Origin of the sequence: Streptomyces sp. NPDC048825 (assembly GCF_043198355.1) — a bacterium.
In the GTDB taxonomy this organism is placed as follows: domain Bacteria; phylum Actinomycetota; class Actinomycetes; order Streptomycetales; family Streptomycetaceae; genus Streptomyces; species Streptomyces xiangluensis.
On record NZ_JBICUR010000011.1, the window covers coordinates 203,409 to 229,735 of the forward strand.

Consider the following 26,327-nt stretch of genomic DNA (forward strand, 5'->3'; position numbering starts at 1 on the left):
TTCTGCTGCTCCGAACAGCGGCCTGGTCCACGGCACTTGAGTGGATCGTCAGCGGAGCTGCTGCGTAGGGCGGCTCAGTGGGGTCAGCGAACCGCTGCCAGCAGCTCCGACGCCTCCTCCCGCTCCCGCATCTCCCGCAGTGGACCGTCCACGGCAGCCAGTTCGCCGTACGGGCCCCGCTGCACGACACGTCCGTCCGCCAGCACGATCACCTCGTCCACGGCCTCCACACCCGCCAGCCGGTGGGTGATCAGCAGCGTCGTACGGCCCTCGGTCGCGGCTAGCAGATCGGCGGTCAGCGCGTCGGCCGTCGGAAGGTCGAGGTGCTCCGCGGGCTCGTCGAGGACGAGGACCGGGAAGTCGGCGAGCAGCGCACGGGCCAACGCCAGCCGCTGCCGCTGCCCACCGGACAGCCGCGCCCCGTGCTCGCCGATCAGCGTGTCGAGCCCCTCGGGCAGACCGTCGGCCCAGTCGAGCAACCGGGCCCGTCCGAGCGCGTCACGCAGTTCGTCCTCGGTCGCGTCCTTCCGCGCGAGCAGCAGGTTCTCGCGTACCGAGCTGTCGAAGAGATGCGCGTCCTGCGCACACAGCCCGACCAGGCGTCGTACGTCGTCACTACTCAGGTCGTACGCGTCCACGCCGCCCAGCATGTACGTCCCCGCCCCCGCGTCCAGGAACCGCAGCAGCACCTGCGCGAGGGTCGTCTTGCCGGACCCGGACTGCCCCACGACGGCGATCCTCTGCCCGCGTGCGAGCGTCAGGTCGATCCCGGCCAGCGCGTCCCGGTCCTGCCCATGGTGGCGGGCGGACATCGCTTGGAGAACGAGCGGGAACGGCGACGCCGGTGCCTCTCGCGGCCTCTCCGGTTCGCGTACGGGATCGGGGGCGTCCAGGACCTCGTACACGCGCTCCGCGCTCTTACGCACCCGCTGCCGGTACTGGACCGCGAGCGGAAGCCCCAGGACGGCCTCGAACGCGGCGAGCGGGGTGAGGACGACGACGGCCATCAGCACGCCGCTGAGGCGGCCGTCGGCGACCGCCCGGGCGCCGACGAGCGCGGTGACCGCCACGGTGAGTCCGGAGACGAGCGCGATGAGCCCGTTGCCGAGCGCGGCGGCGGTCGCGGTGCGCGACGCGATGCGAGTCAGCGCGGCATCGGCCTGCCGCGCTTCGGCGGTGCGCGCGGGCAGCGCACCGGCGACCGTCAACTCGGCCGTCCCTGTGAGGAGGTCGGCCACGCGGGTCGCCAGGACGCCGCGGGCGGGGGCCAGCCTGCGCTCCGCGCGGTGCGCGAATGCGCCGGTCACCAGTGGGACACCGGCTCCGGCGGCGAGCAGCCCGAGAGCGAGGGCGGCCCCGGCCTCAGGCAGCAGCCATGCCGTGAATCCCACGGATGCGGCGGAAACGACGACCGCGGCCGAGGCGGGCAGCAGCCAGCGCAGCCAGTAGTCCTGGAGTGCGTCGACATCGGCGACCAGCCGCGAGAGCAGGTCTCCGCGCCGGGCGGTCCGCAGCCCCGCGGGAGCGAGCCGCTCAAGTCGCCGGTACACGGCGACGCGGGTGTCGGCCAGCATCCGCAGCACGGCATCGTGCGACACCAGCCGCTCGGCGTACCGGAAGACGGCCCGCCCGATCCCGAACGCCCGCGTGGCCGTGACGGCGACCATCAGATAGAGCACGGGGGGCTGCTGCGAGGCCCGCGAGATCAGCCACCCCGAGGTGGCCATCAGCCCCACGGCACTGCCGAGCGCGAGGCTGCCCAGCGCGAGAGCGATCGCGAGCCGACCTCGCCGAGGTCCGGCCATGGCGCGGACGCGGGCGAGGACGCTGTCTCGCTCCTGAGTGGAGAGTGGCAGCTCGTCCTGGTCGGCTGTGGACACCGCCGCTTCTGTGCGGCGCGCTTCCGTACCACCAGGGTGCGCGGATCCGGCTCCCGCGACGGGCACTGCGGACTCCAGCCGCACCACCCGATCCGCCACCCCCAGCAACGCCGGCCGGTGCACCACGAGCAGCACCGTCCGCCCCACCGCCAGGCGCCGGACGGCCTCCACCACCTCGGCCTCGGTCTCCCCGTCCAGCGAAGCCGTCGGCTCGTCGAGCAGCAGCACGGGTCGGTCCGCGAGGAACGCCCGGGCCAGCGCGAGCCGTTGCCGCTGCCCCGCGGACAGTCCGGCCCCCTCCTCCCCGAGTACGGTCCGCATCCCGTCGGGCAGCGCGTCCACGAACTCGAGCGCGCCGGCGTCACCCAGCGCCCTGGCCACATCGGCGTCGTCCGCGTCCGGCCGTGCCAGCCGTACGTTCTCGGCGATGGACCCCGCGTACAGATGGGGACGCTGCGGCACCCAGGCCACCTGCGAACGCCACTTGGCCAAGTCGGCCTCGGCAAGGTCGACTCCCCCGATCCGGACCCGGCCCGACGTGGGCTTCACAAACCCCAGCAGCGCGTTCAGCAGCGACGACTTGCCCGCGCCACTGGGCCCGACGAGCGCCACCGTCTCGCCGGGTTCGACCGCGAAGGACACATCCGACACGGCGTCGGACGACCGCTCTGGGTACCGGACCGTCACCCCCTCGAAGCGAATCCCGCCGGAGGGCGGCACGATCGCGGTCCCGGAGTCCGGCACCTGCATCTCCAGCACCGAGAAGATCTCCTCTGCTGCGGCGAGCCCCTCCGCCGCAGCGTGGTACTGCGCCCCCACCTGCCGCAGCGGCAGATACGCCTCGGGCGCGAGAACGAGGATGACCAGCCCCACGTACAGATCCATCTCGCCATGGACGAGCCGCATCCCGATGGTCACCGCGACCAGGGCGACCGAGATCGTGGCGAGCAGCTCCAGCGCGAAGGACGAGATGAAGGCGATCCGCAGGGTTCGCATGGTCGCCCGCCGGTACTCACCGGTGATCCGCCGGATCGACTCTGCCTGCGCCTTGGCCCGCCCGAACACCTTGAGCGTGGGCAGACCCGCGATCACGTCCAGGAAATGCCCCGAGAGTCGCGACAGCAGCCGCCACTGGCGGTCCATCTGGGACTGGGTGACCCAGCCGATGAGGATCATGAAGATCGGGATGAGGGGCAGTGTGCCGACGATGATCGCCGCCGAGACCCAGTCCTCCGTGACGATCCGCGCCAGAACCGCCACTGGCACGACCACTGCGAGCCCCAACTGCGGGAGGTAGCGCGAGAAGTAGTCGTCGAGCGCATCGATTCCGCGGGTGGCGAGTGCGACCAGCGACCCCGTCCGCTGCCCGCTCAGCCACCCCGGGCCCAGCGCGCCCGCGCGCTCCAGCAGCCGCCCCCGCAACTCCGACTTGACCGCTGCCCCGGCCCGGTGCGCGGCGAGTTCCGTGAGCCAGGAGACGAGCGCCCGACCACCCGCGACCGCCACCAATAGCAGGAGCGGGGCGCGGAGTTCGGCGGCCTCCAGCCCGTGCTGGAAAGCGCCGACCACTATCTCGGCGATGAGCATCGCCTGGGCGATGACCAACGCCGCCCCGGCAGCGCCCAGCACCACGACCGCCACCAGGAAGTGGCGAGTGGCGCGGGCGTACCGGAGCAGTCGCGGGTCGATTGGTTTCACGTGAAACACACCCTCGGGTCAAGCAGGTGTGTTTGACGTGAAACACACCTTCTCCTCAACAGGCACGTTTCACGTGAAACATGCCCCTGGATTCAGTGGCGATCGAACTCAGTGCACAGCCTCAGCGATGTGCTGCGTACCGATCCGCTTCCGGAAGACCCAGTACGTCCACGCCTGGTAGACCACCACGATCGGTGTCGCAATCACCGCGCACCAGGTCATGATCTTCAGCGTGTACGGACTCGACGAGGCGTTGGTGACCGTCAGGCTCCAGTCGTCATTGAGCGAGGACGGCATGACATTCGGGAAGAGGGTCAGGAAGAGCATCGCCACGGCGGCCACGATGGTGATGCCGGACAGAGCGAATGCCCAGCCCTCACGCCCGGCCTGGTTCGCCCCGATCGCCGCGACCAGCGCGACCACCGCGACGATCAGTGCGGCGAGGCTCGTGCTGTCGCCCTTGTCGGCCTGGGTCCAGCCCAGGAAGATCAACGCGAGCACAGCCGTCACCACACCGAGCCGCAACGCCAGATTCCGCGCCCGCTCCCGGATGTCGCCCAGCGTCTTGAGCGCGGCGAACACCGCCCCATGGAAGGTGAACAGCGTCAGCGTGACCAGGCCGCCCAGGATGGCGTACGGGTTGAGCAGGTCCCACAGGTTGCCGACGTACTCCATGTCCCGGTCGATCTTCACGCCCCGCACGATGTTGCCGAAGGCCACGCCCCACAGGAACGCGGGGAGCAGCGAGCTCCAGAAGATCGCACTCTCCCAGTTGCGCTGCCAGCTATCCTCGGGCCGCTTTGCCCGGTACTCGAAAGCGACTCCACGGACGATCAGGCAGACCAGGATGAGAAGCAGCGGCAGATAGAAGCCGGAGAAGAGCGTGGCGTACCACTCGGGGAAGGCGGCGAAGGTCGCGCCGCCCGCGGAGAGCAGCCAGACCTCGTTGCCGTCCCAGACCGGCCCGATGGTGTTGATCAGCACCCGCTTCTCGGCCCGGTCACGGGCGAGCAGCCGGGTGAGGACGCCGATCCCGAAGTCGAAGCCCTCCAGGAAGAAGTAGCCGATCCACAGAACGGCGATGAGGACGAACCAGACGTCGTGAAGTTCCATGACTCTGCAGCTCCCTGGGCCTAGTAGGAGAAGGCCATCGGCTTGTCGGCGTCACGGGAGTCGCCGCCGATCTTGGTGGGCGGATTGAGGTCGGCCTCGGTGAGTTCGGGCGGCCCGGCTTTGATGTACTTCGAGAGCAACTTGACCTCGATGACGGCGAGGATCGCGTACAGAGCCGTGAAGACGATCATCGAAGTGAGGACCTCACCCTGCGAGACGCCGGGGGAGACCGCGTCGCGGGTCTGCAGCACGCCGTACACGACCCACGGCTGGCGGCCCATCTCGGTGAAGATCCAGCCCCAGGAGTTGGCGATCAGCGGGAAGCCCAGGGTCAGGATCGCGATGCGCCAGTACCACTTGGTGAGCGTCGGGCCGAGTGCCTTCTTGGGCAGCAGCACCAGATGCGGCACCTCGTCGTCACCCACGCGCAGGTGCTGCGGTAGCAAGAACTTCTTCCGCGTCAGCCAGAGCCCGGCCAGACCGATGGCGAAGGACGTCATGCCAAAGCCGATCATCCAGCGGAAGCCCCAGTACGCGACCGGGATGTTGGGCCGGTAGTCACCCGGGCCGTACTTCTCCTGTTCGGCCTTGTTGACGTCGTTGATGCCGGGGACGTACGAGCTGAAGTCGTCCTTGGCGAGGAAGGACAGCAGTCCCGGAATCTCGATGGCCACCTTGTTGTGGCCCTTTTCGACGTCCCCGTAGGCGAAGACCGAGAAGGGCGCGGGCGCCTCGCCGTCCCACAGCGCCTCGGCCGCCGCCATCTTCATCGGCTGCTGCTCGTACATGATCTTGCCGAGGACATCGCCGCTGATCGCGGTGAACATACCGCCGATGACCACGGTGACCAGGCCGAGCCGCAGCGAGGTCTTCATCACGGGGATGTGCTTTTTGCGGGCCAGGTGGAAGGCTGCGATGCCGACCATGAAGGCGCCACCGGTGAGGAAGGCCGCGGAGAGGGTGTGGAAGGCCTGGGCGAGCGCGGTGTTCTGCGTCAGGACCAGCCAGAAGTCGGTGAGCTCGGCACGGCCCCGCTGCTCGTTGATCCGGTAGCCGACGGGGTGCTGCATCCAGGAGTTGGCGGCGAGGATGAAGTACGCCGACAGGATTGTGCCGATCGAGACCATCCACATGCAGGCGAGGTGGATCTTCTTCGGCAGCTTGTCCCAGCCGAAGATCCACAGGCCGATGAACGTGGACTCGAAAAAGAACGCGATCAGCGCCTCGAAGGCGAGCGGGGCACCGAAGACATCACCGACGAAGCGCGAGTAGTCGGACCAGTTCATGCCGAACTGGAACTCCTGCACGATGCCTGTCACGACACCCATCGCGATGTTGATCAGGAAGAGCTTCCCCCAGAACTTCGTCGCCCTGAGGTACTTCTCGTTCCCCGTACGCACCCAGGCGGTCTCCAGGCCGGCCGTGAGCGCGGCGAGTGAGATGGTCAGGGGGACGAAGAGGAAGTGGTAGACGGTGGTGATGCCGAACTGCCATCGCGCCAGGGTCTCCGGCGCCAGAGCCAGGTCCACGTCGTCAGTCTCCTTACGTCGCCGTGGTCACAGCGGCAGTTTGCCCAGCTTGTCGCAGACATCACGGGACCAACCGGGCAAGCTTGTGAACGCGTTCACATTCACAAGCAATTATGACGCATGACCGTTCGAGGCGTGAGAGGTGGGGGGTCCCTAAGGTTGGACCATCCGGCCTCTGGCGCGGAAGCGCAGGTCAGAGCGTTGTGACGCGAAGAGAGGGCAGGAGACCCGCCGGCAGAGCCCCGTCCCCGACGGAACCCTGCCGGCCGCGGGAGGCTAGAGCTCCTTGCGGAACCCCTCCGTCGTCTTCAGAAAGATGTCGTTCGCCTCGGTCTCGCCGATCGTCACGCGCACGCCCTCCCCCGGGAAAGGCCGCACGACGACCCCGGCCTGCTCACAGGTCGCCGCGAAGTCGACCGTACGCTCGCCGAGCCGCAGCCAGACGAAGTTCGCCTGGGTCTCCGGCACCGTCCAGCCCTGCGCACGCAGGGCCTCGACGACGCGAATTCGCTCGCACACCAGCGAGCCCACCCGGCCGAGGAGCTCGTCCTCGGCGCGCAGCGAGGCGACCGCCGCGTCCTGCGCGAGCTGGCTCACACCGAAGGGCACGGCGGTCTTGCGCAACGCCGCGGCCACCGGCTCATGGGCGATAGCGAAGCCGACCCGCAGTCCGGCGAGTCCGTACGCCTTGGAGAACGTACGCAGTACGCAGACGTTCGGCCGCGCGCGGTAGATCTCGACGCCGTCCGGCACCTGGGGGTCGCGGATGAACTCGCGGTACGCCTCGTCGAGGACCACGAGGACGTCGCTCGGCACCCGGTCGAGGAAGCGTTCCAGCTCGGCCCGGCGCACCACGGTGCCGGTGGGGTTGTTGGGGTTGCAGACGAAGATCAGCCGCGTCCGCTCGGTGACCGCGTCCGCCATCGCGTCAAGATCGTGCACGTCCCCCGACGTGAGCGGCACCCGCACCGACGTCGCACCGCTGATCTGCGTGATGATCGGGTACGCCTCGAAGGACCGCCAGGCGTATATGACCTCGTCACCGGGACCGCTCGTGGCCTGCAACAGCTGCTGGGCGACGCCGACCGAGCCCGTGCCGGTGGACAGATGCGTGAGCGGCACCGCGAACCGGTCCGCCAGCTCACTCATCAGCGCCGTGCACGCCATGTCCGGGTAACGGTTGAAGGACCCCGCCGCGGCGGCCACGGTTTCCATCACCCCGGGCAGCGGCGGATACGGGTTCTCGTTGGAGGACAGCTTGTACGCCACCCGACCGCCGGCCGCGGCGGGCTTCCCCGGCTTGTACGTGGGGATACCCTCCAGCTCGGCACGCAGCTTGGGGCTCGTCTCGCTCACCGCAGTCCTCCTCATGACCACCACCGGCTTCCAATACTCCTCACCTTATGAGGATTCGGCGCCGCTGCGTATGGCCCGGGACCGACCGCGTAGGCGGCCCCTGGCATCGGGCCGACGGAGGCGTACGAAGCGGGGGGCGCGCCGCTGTCCGGTTCAAGCGCCGGTGGCTCACGCCGTGGCGCGCATCCCCCATGCAGGTGAGTTGAGACCTCTTCGAAACATGACCCATTCGGCAGGCTCATGCGCCCCCACAAGTGACGTACTGTCATTGAATCGCTCAACTACCTTATGTTCCAAGGAAATTGAGCACTATCGACCATGCAGAAACGTGCCTGTCAACGAGTGAATATGCGTCCGCACTACCCCACCGCATGAGCCCTACTATCGGCTCGCCATGACAGCAGCAGGGAAGCACCAGGTGAGCCGGGCGGAGACCTCCCGTCGAGGCAGTCGGCCGGGCCGGGCGGGCATCAGAGACGTAGCCGCCGCCGCCGGGGTCTCCATCACGACCGTGTCCGACGCACTCAACGGCAAGGGCCGGCTCCCGGACGCCACCCGACGCCATGTCCGCGAGGTCGCCGACCGGCTGGGCTATCGCCCCTCCGCCGCGGCCCGCACGCTCCGTACCGGAAAGTCGGGCCTCATCGGCCTGACCGTGACGACCTACGGGGATGAACCTTTCACCTTCACGGAGTTCGCGTACTTCGCGGAGATGGCCAGAGCCGCCACCTCGGCCGCGCTCGCCCGTGGCTACGCCCTGGTCATCCTTCCCGCCACCTCGCGCCACGACGTGTGGTCGAACGTGGCCCTGGACGGAACCGTGGTCATCGACCCCTCCGACCAGGACCCCGTCGTCAGCGAACTGGTCCGCCAGGGTTTGCCGGTGGTCTCCGACGGCCGCCCGGCCGGCTCGCTGCCGGTGACCGCCTGGGTGGACAACGACCACGAAGCCGCGGTCCTGGGCATCCTCGACCACCTGGCTGACGCGGGCGCCCGCCGGATCGGCCTGCTCACCGGGACCTCGACGGACACGTACACGCATCTGTCGACGACCGCGTACCTGCACTGGTGCGAGCGCGTCGGCCAGGAACCGGTGTACGAGGCCTACCCCGCGCACGATCCCTGCGCGGGATCCGCCGCCGCCGACCGGCTGCTCGCCCGGCCCGACCGGCCTGACGCCGTGTACGGACTGTTCGACCCGAACGGCACCGACCTCCTCACGGCCGCCCGCCGCTACGGTCTGCGCGTACCGGAGGATCTGCTGCTCGTGTGCTGCAGCGAGTCCGCGGTGTACGCCAACACCGAGCCACCCCTCACCACGCTTTCACTCAAGCCGCGCCACATCGGCACGGCCGTGGTCCAGCTCCTCATCGACGCCATCGAAGGGGTCGAATCGGACCAACCGGTCGAGCAGGTGATACCGACGGAGTTGATCGTGCGGACCTCCTCCGATCGACGGCCGCCCCGTACGACCGTCAGCCCGCCCCGATCACCCGAGGAGAGGTGACGTCAGGCGGTGGCATCAGGTGAGAAAGCTGCTCCCAATTCGGGAGAAAACCACGATGAACTGGGGTCCTGCCCCGATTCACCACCCCTGGGTCATCACATGGCGCGATCCGCATTCCTATGATGGGCGCACGACACCGCGGGCCGCTGCGACCAGGCAGTCCAGTGCGGTGCAGATGCGGCGCGATGGTGGTGGAGGGGTCGATGACTCAGGGGGCCGGTCAGGGACCCGAGGTGCGGACGCCGACGGTGCGCGACTTCCGCGTGCCCGCGTACGTCCACGAAGCCGATCCGTATGCGCAGCCCGGCCCGTACGCCCAGCCCGGACCTCATCCGCAACAGCGCCCTCATGCGCAGCAGATGCCTCCCGGTGAGGGCACCAGACCGGTCGAGGACGCCGAGGGCTACACGCCGACGCAGCGCGATCTGCCCGTCATCAACCGCGGTGACACCCTTCAGGTGCCGGTCAGCCCCGAAGCCACGACCGTCCCGCAGTCCACCGCCGGGCCGGGCCCGCTGTACGTCGTGGGCGACGTACACGGCTACCTCGACGAACTCGTCGCCGCACTGCGCGAGAAGGGCCTCATCGACATCGACGGCCACTGGTCGGCGGGCACCGCACGACTGTGGTTCCTCGGGGACTTCACCGACCGAGGGCCCGACGGCATCGGCGTCATCGACCTCGTGATGCGGTTGTCCGCCGAGGCCGCCGCGGCCGGCGGCTACTGCAAGGCGCTGATGGGCAATCACGAGCTGCTGCTGCTCGGCGCCAAGCGATTCGGCGACACTCCCGTCAACTCCGGTGCCGGTACGGCCACTTTCCAGGCCGCCTGGCTGCTCAACGGCGGCCAGAAGACCGATATGGAGCGCCTCGAGGATCACCATCTGCAGTGGATGGCCCGCCTCGACGCGATGGAGCTGGCGGACGGGCACCTGCTGGTGCACTCCGACACCACCGCCTATCTCGACTACGGCGACTCCATCGAAGCGGTCAACGACACCGTCCGTGAAGCCCTCACGCGCAACGACGCGGACGAATGCTGGGACCTCTTCCGCAAGTTCACCAAGCGATTCGCGTTCCGCGACGACGGGGGCGCACAAGCCGTGCGCGAACTCCTTGACATGTACGGTGGCTCTCGCATCGTCCATGGTCACAGCCCCATTCCGTACCTCCTCGGCGAGGTCGGCTCCGAGGACAGCGACGATGCCGCGGGCCCTGTGGTCGAAGGACCGCATGTGTACGCGGACGGGCTGGCCATCGCGATGGACGGCGGCGTGACCATGGCCGGAAAGCTACTGGTCCAGCAACTGCCCCTGGATAGCTGACCCTTTTCCGGGCAGGCGTTCTTCCACCGAGAACGGGGCCTATCGAGGGGCAATTTCTGGAAACCCCCTGTCACCTCGTACCGTCCCCGCTCTACCATCGGCTTATCCGTAGCAGGCTCCCCTCCGTTTCTGCCCGACGGCTCGTCAGCATGCCGAGCCCCAAGCCCTACGGAGCATCGGGGGATGCACATGAACAGCGTTCCGCAGCACCTGTTGAGTGAGGACCGCCAAGAGTACGAGCGGGTCCTCGATGAGGCGCTGCGCTCCGCACCACACCGTCCGGAACTCGCCGCTGTCGGCCAGCGGCTCAACCCCGAACAACTGCGCACCATGGCGCTCAACGCCTCCGCTCTCATCACGGCGGCCGCGGCGACCGAATACCAGCACTACGTAAAGGTCCGCGAGCAACTGCGCCGGCCGGCGCCGCCCACGCCACGCGTCCACGAAGGATCCGGATCCACGGACCCGGGCACGAGCGCGGTGGGGCTCGCCGCCACGGTGGGGGAGGCCACCGAGCCCGCCGGGGCGGGCGCCGTCGCCGTCGCCGCGGTACTCACTCCGGTCCTCGCCGGCACCGCCTCGGCAATCTTCCTGCTCGTCGGCTACCTCCTGAAGATGCTCAACCCCGAGCCGGCGTTCGCCCGGACCCTCCTCACCACTGGGTGGGTCTTCGGCGCGGTGACCGCGGCCGCGATCCTGATCGCCGCGGTCGGTCTGCTGCTCACCGCCCTGCGCAACGGAGAGAGCTCGCTCCAGGCCGGCACGCGGGGTGAGCAGAGCGAGGAACTGAGCCGGGCGAGGGAAGCCTGGCGCGAGGCCCTCCTGGAGCGCGGCATCATGCCGTTCCTCCGAGAGGCACTCGCCGACCCGGGCTCAGCGGCCCTCGACCGTACGACATCGCCGCAGCCGACCAGCCGAATCCCCCATCTCGGCTACAACCGCCCGGGCTTCAGCAGCCCCGACGGCGGCCCCGCGGCAGGCCCCCGCCCCAGCTACTCGAGCCCGGACTTCTCAAGCCCGGACTTCGGGGGCCCGGAGCATCAGCCGGAGTAGGGGCGCGGCCGAGGCAAGACCAGAAGCAGCCGAGCCGGGACCCCGAGTCCCGGCCGGACGGACAAGCCGCACGGCCGCTCCGGCCCACGACGACGAAGTCGAGGGCCGGAGCCCGGAGCGGTGCACTGCTGCCGCGCCCGGATCAGGTCAATCGGCGAGCGGCAGATACACCCGGTTACCCGCAGCTGCGAACTCCTGCGACTTCTGCGCCATGCCTTCCTCGATCTCCGTCTGCGTACCGCCGTGTTCGCGGCGGATGTCTTGAGAGATTTTCATCGAGCAGAACTTCGGCCCGCACATCGAGCAGAAGTGGGCCGTCTTGGCGGGCTCGGCCGGGAGGGTTTCGTCATGGAACTCTCGGGCCGTGTCGGGGTCGAGGGCCAGGTTGAACTGGTCCTCCCAGCGGAACTCGAAGCGGGCGTCGGACAGCGCGTCGTCCCATTCCTGCGCGCCTGGGTGCCCCTTGGCGAGGTCGGCTGCGTGGGCGGCGATCTTGTAGGTGATGACGCCGGTCTTGACGTCGTCACGGTTGGGCAGGCCCAAGTGTTCCTTGGGCGTGACATAGCAGAGCATGGCCGTGCCCCACCAGGCGATCATCGCGGCACCGATGCCGGAGGTGATGTGGTCGTACGCCGGCGCGACGTCCGTCGTCAGCGGGCCGAGCGTATAGAACGGAGCTTCATCGCAGATCTCCTGCTGAAGGTCGATGTTCTCCTTGATCTTGTGCATCGGGACATGTCCCGGGCCCTCGATCATGGTCTGTACGTTGAAACGCTTGGCGATCGTGTTGAGTTCCCCCAGCGTCCTCAACTCCGCGAACTGGGCTTCGTCGTTGGCGTCCGCGATCGAGCCGGGCCGCAGCCCGTCACCGAGCGAGTACGTGACGTCGTAGGCGGCCAGGATCTCGCACAGCTCTTCGAAGTTCTCGTAGAGGAACGACTCCTTGTGGTGCGCCAGGCACCAGGCCGCCATGATCGAGCCGCCACGCGAGACGATGCCGGTCTTGCGGTTCGCGGTGAGCGGTACGTACGGCAGGCGCACGCCCGCGTGGACGGTCATGTAGTCCACGCCCTGTTCGGCCTGCTCGATGACCGTGTCTTTGTAGATCTCCCAGGTCAGCTCCTCGGCACGGCCGTCGACCTTCTCCAGCGCCTGGTAGAGCGGCACCGTGCCGATGGGGACGGGGGAGTTGCGCAGCACCCACTCCCGGGTGGTGTGGATGTTCCGGCCGGTGGACAGGTCCATGACCGTGTCGGCACCCCAACGGGTCGCCCAGGTCATCTTCTCGACCTCCTCCTCGATGGAGGAAGTCACCGCCGAATTACCGATGTTGGCGTTGACCTTCACCAGGAACCGCTTGCCGATGATCATCGGCTCGATCTCCGGGTGGTTGACGTTCGCGGGCAGCACGGCCCGCCCCGCGGCGATCTCCTCACGTACGACCTCGGGGTCGACGTTCTCGCGGACTGCCACGAACTCCATTTCCGGTGTGATCTCGCCACGTCGTGCGTACGCGAGTTGCGTGACGGCCGTACCGCCGATGCCCCGGCGCGGCTGGCGCGGACGTCCCGGGAAGACGGCGTCGAGGTTGCGCAGTCCGCCACGCGGCGAGGTGTGCTTGATCCCGTCGTCCTCGGGGCGGATGGGACGGCCCGCGTACTCCTCGGTGTCGCCGCGGGCGATGATCCAGTTCTCGCGCAGCGGCGCCAGGCCCCTGCGGACATCGGTGTCGATAGTTGGATCGGTGTACGGGCCGGAGGTGTCGTACAGGGTGACCGACTGGCCGTTGGTGAGGTGCACCTGACGGACCGGCACCCGTAGGTCGGGGCGCGAGCCCTCGACATAAGCCTTGTGCCAGCCGATGGATTTCCCGGCCTCGCCGTTCCCGGACGAGGCTGAGTCCTCGTCCGTCTGGCTGGAGGCAGGCGTACGTACGTCCTTGTTGGTCATGAGACCTACTCCCTACGCCGGCATTACCCGGTAACAGGTTCAGCGGTCGACGCAGCGGTTTCCGTACGGCGATGTTCCACGTGAAACATCGCTGGGACGGAGGTCAGCGCCCTCTCAGCCCGGTGCTCCGAGCTCCCGCGTGTGCAAAAGGTCCCTCCACGCTAGCGTCATACTGGGCGCGCTGAACAGTGGGCCCCTTTCGTTCTTGCGATGATCGGTCGGTGACTACAACGCATCAGCCCCCGCTTCCCCCGTCCGAACCGCCGCACGGGCCCGGCCCCGGTGACAACCACGGCTCTGGTGACGGTCATGGCCACAGCCATGCGCATAGCCATGGCCATGGCCCTCCAGCCCCCGTGTCCAAACACTTGCGCAAGGTCATCGCCGCGGTGCTGATTCCCTTCGCCACGGCGGTCGTCGTAGGCCTGGCCGTGCTGTGGCCAGGAGGCGCCCCACCCCACGAACGCACCGGCGTCGGCTTCGACCGGCAGACGCAAGAGGCCACGGTGACCAAGGTCGACGAGGTGGACTGCAAGTCCGTCAACGCCTCCGGGGGCACCCCGACCGGCGACACCTCGACCGCGGAGGGCTCGTCCGCTCAGCAGCAGGCGACCGGCACCTGCAAGAAGGCGACGGTCCGGGTCGACACCGGCAAGGACAAGGGCCGTACCTTCACGGAGATCGTCCAGCCGGACTCGTCTCGGCAGCTGAGCCAGGGGCAGGATGTGATCGTGGCGTACGCGCCCGACGCTCCCAGGGACCTCCAGTACTCGGTCACCGATGTGAACCGCAGGCTCCCGATGGCGCTGCTCGCAGGGATCTTCGCGCTCGCCGTGGTCGTGGTGGGCCGGATGCGCGGTGTCATGGCGCTGATCTCGCTGGCCGTCAGCTTCCTCCTCCTGACATTCTTTATCCTGCCTGCGATCCTGCAGGGCTCGAACCCCTTGGTCGTCGCGGTCGTCGGGGCGAGCGCGATCATGCTGATCGCGCTCTACGCCTGCCATGGACTGTCCGCCCGAACATCGGTCGCGGTGCTCGGAACACTGCTCTCGCTGCTGCTGATCGGGGTGCTCGGCTCACTGTTCATCGGCTGGTCCGCGCTCACCGGCAACACGGATGACAACACCGGTCTGATCCATGGCCTGTATCCGAGCATCGACATGAGCGGTCTGCTGCTCGCGGGCGTCATCATCGGTTCGCTCGGTGTGCTCGACGATGTGACGGTGACGCAGACATCGGCGGTCTGGGAGTTGCACGCGGCCAATCCGTCGATGGGCCGGCGCGGGTTGTACCGGGCGGGCATCCGTATCGGCCGGGACCACATCGCGTCCGTCGTCAACACGCTCGTCCTCGCGTATGCGGGCGCCGCGCTGCCCCTGTTGCTGCTGTTCTCGATCGCTCAGAGCAGCGTGGGGACGGTGGCCAACAGTGAGCTGGTCGCCGTGGAGATCGTGCGTACGCTCGTCGGCTCGATCGGCCTGGTCGCCTCCGTACCGGTCACTACGGCCCTGGCCGCTCTCGTGGTCTCGGCGGACCGCCCCGGATCCGCGTCTGCGGCTCAGACGCCACCACCGGAGCAGCCCCAGGCGGGCGTCAGGACGCCGGTACTCGGGGGGAGGGGCCGCCGCCGCAAGCGCTGAAGCGTTACGGCACCCTGAGCACCGTACGATTCAGCCCGCACTCTGTTCCTCCGCCAGGATGCGGTCCAGGGCCTCGTCGAGATGTGTGTCGAAGTCGGCAAGGGAGTGCTCCTGGCCTAGTGGCACCAGCTTGTCCGTGCGGTCGAGGAACGCCACGAGCGGCACCGCTCCGCAGCGGAACAGCGCCTGGTCGGCGCCCACTTGGAGCCGGATCAGCACATCGCCGAACCCCTCGGAGCCGGCGGGCGAAATGTGCACATCGCCGACCCCACACGGCCGCCCCACCCCATCGATCAGCAGCTCCCGGCCGAAGGCCCAGGTCACCGGGGCATCGCCGGGCAGGTGGAAGGTCAGACGCACGGCATAGGGATCACATGTCTCGTATCGAAGCTCCACCGGAATGCGGAAGGAGAGCTCCTCCGACACGAGAAAGCTCATCATGATCTCTGCCTGTACTACTGACTCGCGCATCGCCTACCCCGCCGTCTGCCGTCGACTGGCCAGGAACCATCCACCTGACACTGCTGGCATCTTGCTGAACGTACACACCAGATCACAAGGAGTGAGTTTTCAGATGCTGATAGAGACGGCGAGCGTCCCTGGCAGCCTGCCGATCTCCTTCTGCAACTGCCGCGCCGCGGGCAGCAGTCGGTCCGCGTGGTGGGCGGGCAGTGAGATGGCCATTGAGCCGACCGTGTTGCCCGCGATGATCGGGATGGCGGCGCAGACCGTCCCCAACGCGTATTCCTGACGCTCGATCACGGGCTTCATGCGTTTGGTCCCTTCGAGGCGCCGCAACAGAATGTGATCGTCACGCACCGTGTACGGAGTGATCGATTGCACGGGATACCGGTCGAGGTGGTCGCGGCGGGCCTCCTCGTCGAGCTGGGACAGCAGGCACTGGCCGATCGCGTGGGCGTGTCCGGTCTCGCGGAAGTCGGCCCATTCCTCGACCGCCGGATTGGCCGGGGTGTCGGCGACACACTGGACGTCGATCTCGCCCTCTCGGTAGACGGCGTAGTACACGGGCACACCGATGGAATCGCGCCACTGGGCGAGCGCGTCGACGACCGTGCTGCGACGTTTCTGCCGGGCAGCGCTGCTGCTGAGTCGCTCGGCCGCCTCGCCGAGGAAGAACAGGCCCTTCTCGCGGCGCAGATACCCTTCGTGCGCCAGGGTGCGCAGCAGGTGGTACGCCGTGGGCAGCGCGAGTTGGGCCTCGCGGGCCAGCTGCTTGGCGGGCGCCCCGTGCTCGTGCCGGGCGGCGGATTCCAGGAGGCGCAGCGCACGCTGCACGGATCCGATGAGTGTCGTGGGGTGCGGCTCGGTCGAGGGGGCGTTCGGTCCTGGGGTTGCGGTGTCAGCAGTGGCCAAGGGTCACTCCCTAAGCGCGAGGGGGCCACCCGTGCAGGGGTGTCACGGGAGGGGTCTGTGCGCCGCCCGCGGGGATCAACCCCGCGTCGAGTTCCGGACTTTAACCGTCCGCCACCGCTCGCGGACGGCCTGCTCCGAAACTTCCCTCCCCCGAGGGAATGGTTGATTCCTGTTATTGCCGACCCGTTGTCGGCAACCCCCGGCGGAAGCCCCTCCGCCCGCTTCCGCCGCGTACGACCTGCTCCACCAAGCGCTCTACCAGTCGCTTCGTGACGACGAGCTCGCCATGAACTTCCGTACGACGTACATGACTCCGCCGACCAGGGCCACAAACACCAGCACCTTGAAGAGCAGGCCGATCACGAACCCGACAACGCTCGCTATCACGCCGCCGAACACGACCAGAGCGATGACCGGCACCGCGACCCACTTCACCCACCACGGCATCCCCGCGAAGATTTCACGCATCGCCCTTGTTCCTTGTCTCTCTGCCCGCCGCCCCTCTGCTGAGGGGCCGACGAGTCTCGAATGTCCTGCCTTCGATGCTAGGCGCGGCAGGGGTCCCGACGGGGGCCCGGCACCCCTTGTCCTCCCCTGATCGTTCCCCTAGGGAACCCTGAGGCGGGACCTCAGCTCTCGGGCGGAGAGAAGACCACCAGAACCCGCAGATCCTCGCTGATGTGGTGAAACTTGTGGGCCACCCCCGCGGGCACATAGATGACACTGCCGCGCGCCACCTGGGTCGTCTCCATGCCTACCGTGATGGCAGCACGGCCGCTCACGACGAAGTACACCTCGTCCTGGCGGTGGGGCTGCTGCGGGTCCTGCGTGCCCGCGTTCAGCGCGTACAGGCCGACCGACATGTTCTTCTCGCGTAGAAACTGGAGATACGCACCGTCGTTGGCGGCGCGCTCCGCCTCCAGTTCGTCCAGCCGGAATGCCTTCATCGCCCTCGTCCGCACTCGTTACCGATCTCGTCTGCCACGATCAGACACATGAAGAATTTCGTAGTCAAGACGATCGCCAACGCGGGCGCTCTCGCCGTCGCCGTTTGGATACTCGACAAGATCACCCTGACCGGCGACAGCACGGGCAAGGAGATCGGCACACTGCTTGTCGTGGCGCTGCTCTTCGGCCTGGTGAACTTCCTGGTCAAGCCGATTGTGAAGGTGCTCACCTTCCCGTTGTTCATCCTCACACTCGGCCTGATCACTCTGGTGATCAACGCCCTGATGCTGCTGCTCACCTCATGGCTCGCGGACAAGCTAGACCTGAGCTTCCATGTCGAGGGTTTCTGGACCGCCGTCCTGGGCGGCCTGATCATCTCGGTCGTTTCCTGGGCGCTGAACGTCGTCCTCCCCGACAAGGACTGAGCGAACCTGATGCCCTATCGCGTGTGCTTCGTCTGCACCGGCAACATCTGCCGCTCCCCGATGGCCGAATCCGTCTTCCGCGCGCGCGTGGCGGAGGCCGGGCTCGACGGACTGATCGAGGTGGACAGTGCCGGCACCGGCGGTTGGCACGAGGGGGACGCCGCCGACCCGCGTACCGTCTCCGTCCTGGAGGCGAACGGCTACGACAGCGACCACACGGCCCGCCAGTTCCGGGCCTCGTGGTTCTCCCGGCTCGACCTGGTCATCGCACTCGACCGCGGCCACCTGGAGGCCCTGCGACGCCTCGCGCCGACCTCGGCGGACGCGGAGAAGGTCCAGCTCCTGCGGTCGTACGTCCGCCCGTCGCCCGACCACCACCCCTCAACGGGTACTTCGCACGCCCCTGCTGAATCCGCAGGCCACGACCTCGACGTACCGGACCCCTACTACGGAGGCATGGACGGCTTCGAGGAGTGCCTTGAGATGGTGGAGGCGGCGAGCGTCGGTCTGCTCGCCGCGGTTCAGGACCACCTGGAGGGAGAGGCGGCATGACGGATGCCGTTACGGGGCCGGGCGACGGCACGCGCGCGGTGCGGGCCGGGCTGCCCGACCCTGTCAAGCACGAGCCGACCCTCCCGGGGCCGGTCTTCGCCGCTTACTACCACCTGCCGGGCGACCCCACGGGCCCGTACACCTACGGCCGCGACGAGAACCCGACCTGGACCAGCCTTGAGCGCGCCATCGGCGAGCTGGAGGCGCCTGGACAGGACGGCGCCGAAACGCTCGTCTTCGCCTCCGGTATGGCGGCCATCTCGGCGGTCCTCTTCTCACAGCTGCGCGCGGGTGACGCGGTCGTCCTGCCCAGCGACGGCTACCAGGTGCTGCCACTCGTCCGCGAGCAGCTCGAGGAGTACGGCATCGAGGTGCGCACCGCGCCGACCGGCGGCAACGCCCAGCTCGATGCGCTCGACGGCGCGAAGCTGCTGTGGCTCGAAACCCCGTCGAATCCAGGACTCGATGTGTGCGACATCCAGCGGCTCGCTGCGGCGGCACACGCGCGTGGCTGCCTGGTCGCCGTCGACAACACGCTGGCGACCCCGCTCGGACAGCGCCCGCTGGAACTCGGCACCGACTTCTCGGTGGCCAGCGGCACCAAGCAGCTCACCGGGCACGGGGACATCCTCCTGGGGTACGTCACTGGTGGCGACGCCTCGGCCATGGCAGCCGTAAGGCGATGGCGCAAGATCGTCGGCGCGATTCCCGGGCCGATGGAGGCCTGGCTCGCACACCGCTCCATCGCCACGCTCCAGCTGCGCGTCGACCGGCAGAACGCCACTGCCCTGGCCCTGGCCGAGGCGCTGCGCGACCGGGACGAGCTGACGCAGCTGCGCTATCCGGGGCTGCCCGACGACCCCTCGTACAAGATCGCCTCGCAACAGATGAGGCGCTACGGGTGTGTGGTGTCGTTTTCGTTGCCCACGCGCGCGCGTGCCGACCGTTTTCTCGAGGCGCTGCGCCTGGTGGACGAGGCGACGAGCTTCGGCGGGGTACGGTCCACGGCTGAGCGGCGCGGCCGGTGGGGCGGGGACGCGGTCGGGGAGGGCTTCATCCGGTTCTCGGTCGGCGCCGAGGATCCCGGGGACCTGGTGGCGGATGTGCTGCGTGCCCTCGATGAGTCGGCGCGGTGACGGCTTCCTGAGCAACCGGTCAGTAACACGGATACGGACGGCGGACGGCCCGAACCTCCCCCCTCGTGGCTCGGACCGTCCCGGTTCTGCGCGCGAAGAACCGCGCCAACAAGGCTAGTTGACTCTGTGTCAGTGTCCAATCACAGTAGCGACAGAGACCTATCGACTTATTTATAGTTGAGCGCTGCCGTGGGGCTGGAGAGAGGGGCGACACACCATGGATCTGGCCTTACTACGGACCTTCGTGACCGTGCACAGGGCCGGCTCCTTCACCCGCGCCGCCGCGCTGCTCGGCCTTTCGCAGCCGGCCGTCACCTCCCAGATCCGCACCCTGGAACGTCAGCTGGGGCGGCCCCTCTTCCTGCGCCAGGCCCGCGGCGTGACCCCCACGACCATCGGCGACGAACTCGCCCACAAGGCAGCCCCGCATCTGGACGCTCTTGTGGAGATCGCCGAGACCGGCCTCGACGAAGCCTCTTCTGTGCGCACCCTTCACTTGGCCGGGCCGCCGGAGTTCACCGCCGAGCTCGCCCTGCCCGCGCTGACGGAGCTGGCCGGAGAGGATGGCCAGGGCCTTGCTTTGCGGGCCTCCTTCGGCAATGCCGAGGAGACACTGGAGGGACTCGCCGCCGGGCATCACGATCTGGCCATCAGTACGGCCCGTCCGCGCGGTGCCCTGCTCACGGCGACTCCGCTCTGCGACGAGGAGCACGTCCTGGTCGCCTCGCCGCGCTGGGAGGCCCGTATCGCCTCCGACAAGCTGCTGTGCGAAGGTGCGCCCGCCCTGGAGAACTTCCCCGTGGTGGAGGTGCACGAGTCGCTGCCGTTCGTCGCCCGCTACTGGGCCGCCGTCTTCGACTCGCGCCCGGCAGCGTCGGGCACCGTCATCGTCCCTGACCTGCGCGCGGTCCTCGCCTGCGCGATCAACGGCGCGGGGCTCGCAGTACTGCCCCGCTATCTGTGCGCAACGGCGCTGGAGTGCGGCGACGTGGTGGCACTGCTCGAACCCCCGGTGCCCCCGCTGCGTACGTACTTCCTGGTGGTACGCACCGGCACGCTCGCCATGCCGCATATAGCGCGGGCGCACGAATGGTTGCTTCAGGTCGCCACCGACTGGTCCTGAGGGAGATGTTTCACGTGGAACCAGCTGGGCCACATTCCTCCCATGACCGTCCGACCCGTGGTCAAGCGCACCGCCCGCGCCGTCCTGCTGGACGGCGATGACCTGATCTTGATCAAGCGAACCAAGCCCGGCATGGATCCTTACTGGCTGACGCCCGGCGGAGGGGTCGAGCCGGAGGACACAACCGTCGTCGACGCACTCCACCGTGAAGTGCACGAGGAGCTCGGCGCCAAGATCACCGACGTGGTGCCCTGCTTCGTCGACACCGTCGAGCACATCGGCGAGGACGGCGGCGCGACCGGCGTGAAAGTCCAGCACTTCTTCGTGTGCCGGCTGGAGTCGATGGACCCCTCCCAGCGCCATGGCCCCGAGATCGACGAGCCGAGCGGCGAGTACGAGATCGTACGCATTCCCTTCACCCGGGTGGGGATCGCCTCCGTCCATCTCGTACCGCTGTCGCTACGGCACTATCTGGACGGCAACATCGAGGGCGTACTGGCAATGCACGCGCCTGACCTGGGCTGACGCTCCGCTCGTCGGGTGAGCAGCGGGGTCAGTCCACGGCGGCGACGAGTTCCTCCACCGAGTCGTGGCGTATCCGCTCCGACGGGATGCCGATGTCTCTCAGCGTGTGCACACCGCTGCGGATCATGCCGGGTGGGCCCGAGAGATACGCGTCGAATTCGTTCCACGGCCCGTATTCCCGTATGGCGTCGGGGAGCTGGACATGCGCCTGCTCGTCGACGATCGGGCGGACCGCGAGCCAGGGGTGGATCTGCTGGAGCCGCAGCATCGTGTCGATGTCGTACAGGTCGTGATCGGTGCGGGCACCGTAGAAAACCTCGACCGGGCGCCGCTCGCCGTGCTCGGCGACGTCCTCGACGAGTGCCTTGATCGGGGCGATCCCGGTGCCACCGCCCAGGCAGAGCAGCCCGCTGTCGGTGGTGTGGTCGACGGTCATCGAGCCCGCCGGCGGGCCGAGCCGGACAATGTCGCCGGGCCGCGCATGATGCACGAGCGCGTTGGAGACCCAGCCCGCCGGGACCGCCTTCACATGGAAGGACAGCAGCCCGTCGGAGCGGGGTGCCGAGGCGAAGGAGTAGTGCCGCCAGATCCGCGGCCACCAGGGCGTCTCCAGGCTGGTGTACTGCCCGGCGAGGAAGGGGTACGGCTGGTCGGGGCGGACCGTGATGACGGCGACGTCGGAGATTCTGAGGTCGTGCGAGACGACCTCGGCGTGCCACCAGGCCGGCGCGAGCAGCTCGTCCGCGGCCGCGGCATCGATCATGATCTGCGAGATCGTCGTATACGTCCGGACCCAGGCGGCCTCGGTCTCCTCGTCCCACACCGCCGAGGCGTACCGGCTCAGGGAGCCGATGAGGCACTCGCCGACGGCCGGGTAGTGCTCGGGGCGGGTGCCGTACTTGCGGTGCCCGCGGCCGAGGTTCTGCAGATACGCGACCAGGACCTCGGTGTTGTCGATGTGCTCGGCCGCGGTCAGCAGCGCCTTGAGCAGCCGGTCCCGCTGGGTGTCCATCGCGGCCGGAAACAGCGGGCGCAGGTCGGGGTGGCGCACGAAGAGCAAGGCGTAAAAGTACGAGGTGACCTTGTCGGCTATGGGGGCCACCTCGGCCATGGTGCGGCGGACACGGACGGCGTCGGGGGACGCCGGCCGGGAGGGGGCTGACCTCTGTTCGGGGACGCGGGGTTGGGAATCCGGCTGCGGTGGGGTGGAGGTGTCGCTCGGAGAGGCGCTGACCGTGTCGGCTCTGGCCTCGGTGGTGCCGACGTCGGCCGGGCCGGCTTTCGCGACGGGAGATATTCGTTTCTGCGCTGCCTCGCCGCCATTCCTCGCGGGCCTGCCCACGGGGCGCAACGCGGCCAGACGGCTGCCCTCGGTCGTCTCCTGCTCGCCGCCCGCGGGCGGCTCCGGCTGCCTGCGCGGCGTGAACCAGCCGCCCTCGCCGCTGCCCCCTGAAGTGCCGTTGTCGGCCGACGTGGTGGTCGGAGCGTCCATGGTGTGCCTCGCCTCGAACATCTTTCGGTCGGTCTGCGCACTTCCTCGGTCGGAAGATGCCTGCTTTCCCCCGCAGACGGCTTGTTTTTCCGTTCTGTCCCGTCGGCCAATTCGGGCACATTGAAACCCGAAATCCCGCCCCCTACGGACAAGTAAGGCAAGAATGTGACAATGGCCGCACCACCGCCATGGCAGCGTCCCACCCTTCACCAACACCCTGGCCGCATTACGGAGAATGCGGGTCTTCGATCTCTCCGTCCCGTTAGGCTGCGTTGACCTGCGCTCGTTCCCTGCGGGACGCGTACGCGACACACGCACACATCACACCGGAACCGGAGTCGACCCTACCGGTCACGGTCCGCCGCACAAGTCCCCAGCTCACTGCGCTCAGAATTGCGCGGGAACGAACCGTCAATTCCTTCAATTAACGGGAATCCCGAGTCAGTTGATAGGCATCCACCAGATCACGCCCCACATAGGAGTGCGTGGCCAGACCCGTCAGATGCTGATCCGCATTGACGGCTACGGATACCGGAACCGCCTCGAACAGGTCCTTGTCCGACATCGAGTCGCCGTACGCAACACAGTCCGCACGCCCCAACCCGTACTCCGCGCAGAGTCGGTCCGCGATCTGCACTTTGGCGGCGGCGCTCAGAATCCCCGCCGGATCCACGGGCTCGGTGAACGGCACGGCAGGGAAGCGTGAACCGTACGCCGCATGCGCGCCCCATTCCGTCAACCGCTCCACGAAGAACGACGGCGAAAGCGAGACGACGGCGCAGTAATCGCCGCTCCCCCTGATCTCCGCCCAGACGTCTTCAATGCCGGACAGCCAGGGAGCCCCCGCGAAGGCCGCCGCCACATGGGCCTCCGTGAGTTCCGCCCAGAGGGTATGCACATGAGACGCGTACTCCGGCGGGCTTATGCGCCCCTCGCCGAGCGCCTTGTCGAGGGCCACCGTCTGGGCTTCCAGTCCGAGTTGCCGGGAGATCTCCACGGGTGCCGAGCTGCCATGCAGCAACGTCCCGTCCAGATCGAAGAGATGAAGTCTCGCCATGTACGCCGAGGCTAGTACGTGGGGTTACTCCCGCTGTCAGACGTCCTCGCCGATCCGGCCCGGCACGGTGTTTCACGTGAAACTAAGTCGCCCCGCACGCCGGGCCACCCTCGTTGTCCATGTAGCCGCCTCCGCATGCTGGCTCGGGCTCACGCTCGGCCTGCTCGTGCTCGGGATCACTGCGACCACCACCGGTTCCGCAGTGACCGTGGAGGCTTCCGTCCGTGCCATGAAGCTCTTCGCCGACTGGCTCCTGCTTCCCCTGGCGTTCCTTACGTTCCTCAGCGGTCTGGTGCTGTCCCTGGGCACCTCGTGGGGTCTGACGAGGCATCGATGGGTCTACACGAAGTTCTGGCTGACTCTGGCCACGATGACCGCCACAGTCTTCGCACTGCGTCCCGGGGTCGACTCCGCGGTCGCCGCCGTCTCCGCGGGCGGACCACTGCCCGATGTCAGCGAGGTACTGGCTGGGCCGATCGTCTCGCTGTCCGCATATGTCTTCATGACGGTCATCTCGGTCCTCAAGCCCTGGGGATTGACTCGCCGTGGTCAAAATCTGCGCATGGCTGCCCGGAAATCGGTGGACGTCGAGCGCGCCCGTCAGACAGCCTGACCAGCGTGCCAATTCCTTCCCTCGCCACCCTGCCCATCCGCCGTCTGACGCCTCGTGACCTCGCCGCCTGCGCCGACCTGGCCGAGAACCGGGGCTGGCCCCGTGAGGAGCACAAGTGGGGCCTGCTACTGGCGGCGGGCAGGGGTTACGGGATCGACGACCCGGACGGCGGTCTCATCAGCGCCTGCGTCGTGACCTCGTACGGACCACAGGAGCGCCCCGGTCTGGCCGCGATCGGCATGGTACTGGTCGCCGAACGACACGCACGGCAAGGCGTCGGCCGCCGTCTGATGCAGCATGTCGTCGCGGCACTGGGCACCACCCCGCTGACCCTGCACGCGACGCCGTACGGCCGCCCTCTCTACGAGGAGTTGGGCTTCAAGACCACGGGCCGGGCCGAGATGGTCCGCGGGCACTTCACGCCCGGCGGTCCGGATCCGGAGGCCACCACGCGTGCGGCCACGGCCGAGGATCTTCCCGCGATCCTCCGGCTCGACCAGGAGGTCTTCGGCACCGACCGCACGCACATGATCACGCGACTGCCGGCTTTCGCCGAGCAACTGCGCGTCGCTGAGGAGGACGGGCGGATCACCGGGTACGCGGCCGCCTGGCCCAATATGGACAACCAAGTCGTGGGCCCGCTGATCGCCCAGGACACGGAGACTGCGAAGGAGCTCATCGCCTCGCTGGCCGCCCATACCACCGACGCACTGCGCACCGATATCGACGTACGGCACGAGGAACTGCTGACCTGGGTCAAGGCCCGTGGCCTCGCCTCTGCCGGCTTCAACGCGGTCATGACGTACGGCATCCCGGAACTCCCCGGCGACTGGACGCGTCGGTTCGCTCCGCTGACGGTGGCGGCGGGCTGAGGCCTCTGTCGGAGGCTGCCCCGGCCGCGGATCAGTGGTGGACGGCGGTCTGCTGTCCGGCGGGCCCCGCGGCTGCCACGGCGAGGTTCGGGACGTCGGCACGGCGCTCCAGAGCGGCCGAACCCATGGCGAGCAGGAGGGCCGCGGCGGCCAGAGCGGCGCCGGCCCATTTGGGGGCGGTGTGTAGCCCGGGCCGGCCGCGATGACGAGGCCTCCGAGCCAGGCGGACAGGGCATTGCCGAGGTTGAAGGCTCCGATGTTCACAGCCGAGGCCAGCGTGGGGCTCCGTGTGCCTGGTCGAGGACCCGCTTCTGCAGTGGCGGCACGAATACGAAGCCGAGGGCTCCTGTCAGCGCGATGGTCACAGCAGCCGCGATCTTGTTGTGCGCGGTGAGCGTGAACAGGGCCAGTAGACGGGGAGGGCACCCGGTGAGACCTACATCATCGGCATCAGCGCGCGGTCGGCGAACCTGCCGCCGACGAGCGCGCTCCACCAACGACACCGCCCTGCGTGAGGCACTCGACGAAGCGGCCAAGAACCCCGGACTGGCCCCGCTGGTCCGGGTCGTGGAGTCGGTGAGCGTATCCACACGCGCGCCCGCCTAGGACGCGCCATCGCCTTTGACGAGCCCGCATAGGCTGCCGCCATGGGAGACCTTGAGATACGACCCGCCGTCACGGACGACGTCCCGGTCATCGTCGCCATGCTCGCCGATGACCCGTTGGGCGCCCAGCGCGAGTCACCGGACGACCTGTCCCCGTACCTGGCCGCGCTGGACCGCCTGAACGGCGACCCGAACCAGCACCTGGTCGTCGCCGTACGCGGAGGCCGTGTCGTCGGCACCCTCCAACTCACGATCATTTCCGGCCTGTCCCGCAGGGGAGCGACCCGCTCAATCATCGAAGGCGTACGCGTTCACGCCGATGAGCGCGGCAGCGGCCTGGGTTCCCGGCTCATCGAATGGGCCGTCGACCAATCCCGTTGCGAGGGCTGCCAGTTGGTCCAGCTGACCTCCGACGCCACCCGCATCGACGCCCACCGGTTCTACGAACGGCTCGGGTTCACGGCCTCCCACGTGGGGTTCAAGCTTCCTCTCTGAGGCGGTGCATGCATCCGCTGAGGCGTCATGTTTCACGTGAAACATGACGCCTCTCGTCG

The 26,327-nt window shown here is 68.3% G+C and carries 23 protein-coding genes, 2 pseudogenes and 1 riboswitch; of the genes and pseudogenes, 13 read left to right on the forward strand and 12 right to left on the reverse strand.

Features of this window, described 5'->3' with window-relative positions:
* Positions 1–83 precede the first annotated feature (83 nt).
* The 4 genes from cydD to hisC form a co-directional block, all read right to left on the reverse strand.
* Positions 84–3,578: a thiol reductant ABC exporter subunit CydD gene (gene cydD, locus ACGFNK_RS26230; RefSeq protein WP_393419723.1), complete on the reverse strand. Its 3,495-nt coding sequence runs from the start codon at positions 3,576–3,578 to the stop codon at positions 84–86.
* 108 nt (positions 3,579–3,686) lie between these two features.
* Positions 3,687–4,691: a cytochrome d ubiquinol oxidase subunit II gene (gene cydB / locus ACGFNK_RS26235; protein WP_393419725.1), complete on the reverse strand. Its 1,005-nt coding sequence runs from the start codon at positions 4,689–4,691 to the stop codon at positions 3,687–3,689.
* Positions 4,692–4,711: 20 nt separating this feature from the next.
* Complete coding sequence (locus ACGFNK_RS26240; RefSeq protein ID WP_393419727.1) at positions 4,712–6,220, reverse strand: cytochrome ubiquinol oxidase subunit I; 1,509 nt, start codon at positions 6,218–6,220, stop codon at positions 4,712–4,714.
* A 276-nt stretch (positions 6,221–6,496) separates the two neighbouring features.
* A complete protein-coding gene (hisC, locus tag ACGFNK_RS26245) occupies positions 6,497–7,576 on the reverse strand; it encodes a histidinol-phosphate transaminase (protein WP_393419729.1) in 1,080 nt (359 codons plus the stop codon).
* Positions 7,577–7,970: 394 nt separating this feature from the next.
* On the opposite strand from hisC, the gene ACGFNK_RS26250 reads away from it, so the two are divergent.
* From ACGFNK_RS26250 to ACGFNK_RS26260, 3 genes are all read left to right on the forward strand, one after another.
* Positions 7,971–9,083 (forward strand): LacI family DNA-binding transcriptional regulator, encoded by a 1,113-nt coding sequence (locus tag ACGFNK_RS26250; protein WP_386340186.1) that lies wholly within the window; start codon positions 7,971–7,973, stop codon positions 9,081–9,083.
* Between the two features lie 188 nt (positions 9,084–9,271).
* Entirely contained in the window at positions 9,272–10,408 is a 1,137-nt protein-coding gene (locus tag ACGFNK_RS26255; protein WP_393419914.1) for a metallophosphoesterase, read from the forward strand.
* Between the two features lie 183 nt (positions 10,409–10,591).
* On the forward strand, positions 10,592–11,461 hold the full coding sequence (locus ACGFNK_RS26260; protein ID WP_393419731.1) for a hypothetical protein: 870 nt from the start codon (positions 10,592–10,594) through the stop codon (positions 11,459–11,461).
* Between the two features lie 147 nt (positions 11,462–11,608).
* On the opposite strand, the gene thiC is transcribed toward ACGFNK_RS26260, so the two are convergent.
* A complete protein-coding gene (gene thiC / locus ACGFNK_RS26265; RefSeq protein ID WP_393419733.1) occupies positions 11,609–13,411 on the reverse strand; it encodes a phosphomethylpyrimidine synthase ThiC in 1,803 nt (600 codons plus the stop codon).
* Positions 13,404–13,560: riboswitch (TPP riboswitch) on the reverse strand. Its footprint overlaps the gene before it by 8 nt.
* A gap of 72 nt (positions 13,561–13,632) precedes the next feature.
* Between thiC and ACGFNK_RS26270 the strand changes: the two genes are divergently transcribed.
* Positions 13,633–15,051: a YibE/F family protein gene (locus ACGFNK_RS26270; protein WP_393419735.1), complete on the forward strand. Its 1,419-nt coding sequence runs from the start codon at positions 13,633–13,635 to the stop codon at positions 15,049–15,051.
* Between the two features lie 30 nt (positions 15,052–15,081).
* Here ACGFNK_RS26270 and ACGFNK_RS26275 read toward each other — a convergent pair whose 3' ends face one another.
* The 4 genes from ACGFNK_RS26275 to ACGFNK_RS26290 form a co-directional block, all read right to left on the reverse strand.
* Positions 15,082–15,522: an SsgA family sporulation/cell division regulator gene (locus tag ACGFNK_RS26275; RefSeq protein ID WP_393419737.1), complete on the reverse strand. Its 441-nt coding sequence runs from the start codon at positions 15,520–15,522 to the stop codon at positions 15,082–15,084.
* Between the two features lie 99 nt (positions 15,523–15,621).
* Positions 15,622–16,425, reverse strand: coding sequence for an IclR family transcriptional regulator (locus tag ACGFNK_RS26280; RefSeq protein WP_393419739.1), 804 nt, complete (start codon positions 16,423–16,425; stop codon positions 15,622–15,624).
* A 255-nt stretch (positions 16,426–16,680) separates the two neighbouring features.
* Positions 16,681–16,893: a DUF5326 family protein gene (locus tag ACGFNK_RS26285; RefSeq protein WP_386340166.1), complete on the reverse strand. Its 213-nt coding sequence runs from the start codon at positions 16,891–16,893 to the stop codon at positions 16,681–16,683.
* A 161-nt stretch (positions 16,894–17,054) separates the two neighbouring features.
* A complete protein-coding gene (locus tag ACGFNK_RS26290) occupies positions 17,055–17,372 on the reverse strand; it encodes a cupin domain-containing protein (RefSeq protein ID WP_386340163.1) in 318 nt (105 codons plus the stop codon).
* A 48-nt stretch (positions 17,373–17,420) separates the two neighbouring features.
* Here ACGFNK_RS26290 and ACGFNK_RS26295 point away from each other — a divergent pair, with 48 nt between their 5' ends.
* The 5 genes from ACGFNK_RS26295 (at position 17,421) to ACGFNK_RS26315 (ending at position 21,134) form a co-directional block, all read left to right on the forward strand.
* Complete coding sequence (locus ACGFNK_RS26295) at positions 17,421–17,798, forward strand: phage holin family protein (RefSeq protein WP_393419741.1); 378 nt, start codon at positions 17,421–17,423, stop codon at positions 17,796–17,798.
* Between the two features lie 9 nt (positions 17,799–17,807).
* Positions 17,808–18,350 (forward strand): low molecular weight protein-tyrosine-phosphatase, encoded by a 543-nt coding sequence (locus ACGFNK_RS26300; RefSeq protein ID WP_393419743.1) that lies wholly within the window; start codon positions 17,808–17,810, stop codon positions 18,348–18,350.
* A complete protein-coding gene (locus ACGFNK_RS26305) occupies positions 18,347–19,486 on the forward strand; it encodes a cystathionine gamma-lyase (protein ID WP_393419745.1) in 1,140 nt (379 codons plus the stop codon). Before ACGFNK_RS26300 ends, ACGFNK_RS26305 begins: the two co-directional genes overlap by 4 nt.
* Before the next feature lie 217 nt (positions 19,487–19,703).
* Positions 19,704–20,609, forward strand: coding sequence for a LysR family transcriptional regulator (locus tag ACGFNK_RS26310; RefSeq protein WP_393419747.1), 906 nt, complete (start codon positions 19,704–19,706; stop codon positions 20,607–20,609).
* 42 nt (positions 20,610–20,651) lie between these two features.
* Positions 20,652–21,134, forward strand: a complete 483-nt coding sequence (locus ACGFNK_RS26315; protein WP_393419749.1) for an NUDIX domain-containing protein — start codon at positions 20,652–20,654, stop codon at positions 21,132–21,134.
* A 28-nt stretch (positions 21,135–21,162) separates the two neighbouring features.
* Here ACGFNK_RS26315 and ACGFNK_RS26320 read toward each other — a convergent pair whose 3' ends face one another.
* Together ACGFNK_RS26320 and ACGFNK_RS26325 are read right to left on the reverse strand one after the other, a co-directional pair.
* A complete protein-coding gene (locus ACGFNK_RS26320) occupies positions 21,163–22,626 on the reverse strand; it encodes a globin domain-containing protein (protein ID WP_393419751.1) in 1,464 nt (487 codons plus the stop codon).
* Positions 22,627–23,050: 424 nt separating this feature from the next.
* On the reverse strand, positions 23,051–23,683 hold the full coding sequence (locus ACGFNK_RS26325) for an HAD family hydrolase (RefSeq protein WP_393419753.1): 633 nt from the start codon (positions 23,681–23,683) through the stop codon (positions 23,051–23,053).
* A 76-nt stretch (positions 23,684–23,759) separates the two neighbouring features.
* On the opposite strand from ACGFNK_RS26325, the gene ACGFNK_RS26330 reads away from it, so the two are divergent.
* Positions 23,760–24,296: a DUF2269 domain-containing protein gene (locus tag ACGFNK_RS26330; RefSeq protein ID WP_393419755.1), complete on the forward strand. Its 537-nt coding sequence runs from the start codon at positions 23,760–23,762 to the stop codon at positions 24,294–24,296.
* A 5-nt stretch (positions 24,297–24,301) separates the two neighbouring features.
* A complete protein-coding gene (locus tag ACGFNK_RS26335) occupies positions 24,302–25,168 on the forward strand; it encodes a GNAT family N-acetyltransferase (protein ID WP_393419757.1) in 867 nt (288 codons plus the stop codon).
* A gap of 31 nt (positions 25,169–25,199) precedes the next feature.
* On the opposite strand, the pseudogene ACGFNK_RS26340 reads toward ACGFNK_RS26335, so the two are convergent.
* Positions 25,200–25,652 (reverse strand): annotated as a pseudogene (locus ACGFNK_RS26340) (MFS transporter); the annotation flags it as partial.
* On the opposite strand from ACGFNK_RS26340, the pseudogene ACGFNK_RS26345 reads away from it, so the two are divergent.
* Together ACGFNK_RS26345 and ACGFNK_RS26350 are read left to right on the forward strand one after the other, a co-directional pair.
* Positions 25,652–25,774: pseudogene (locus tag ACGFNK_RS26345) on the forward strand (MarR family transcriptional regulator); the annotation flags it as partial. The pseudogenes ACGFNK_RS26340 and ACGFNK_RS26345 overlap by 1 nt on opposite strands.
* A gap of 41 nt (positions 25,775–25,815) precedes the next feature.
* Positions 25,816–26,268, forward strand: a complete 453-nt coding sequence (locus ACGFNK_RS26350) for a GNAT family N-acetyltransferase (RefSeq protein ID WP_393419759.1) — start codon at positions 25,816–25,818, stop codon at positions 26,266–26,268.
* Positions 26,269–26,327 lie beyond the last annotated feature (59 nt).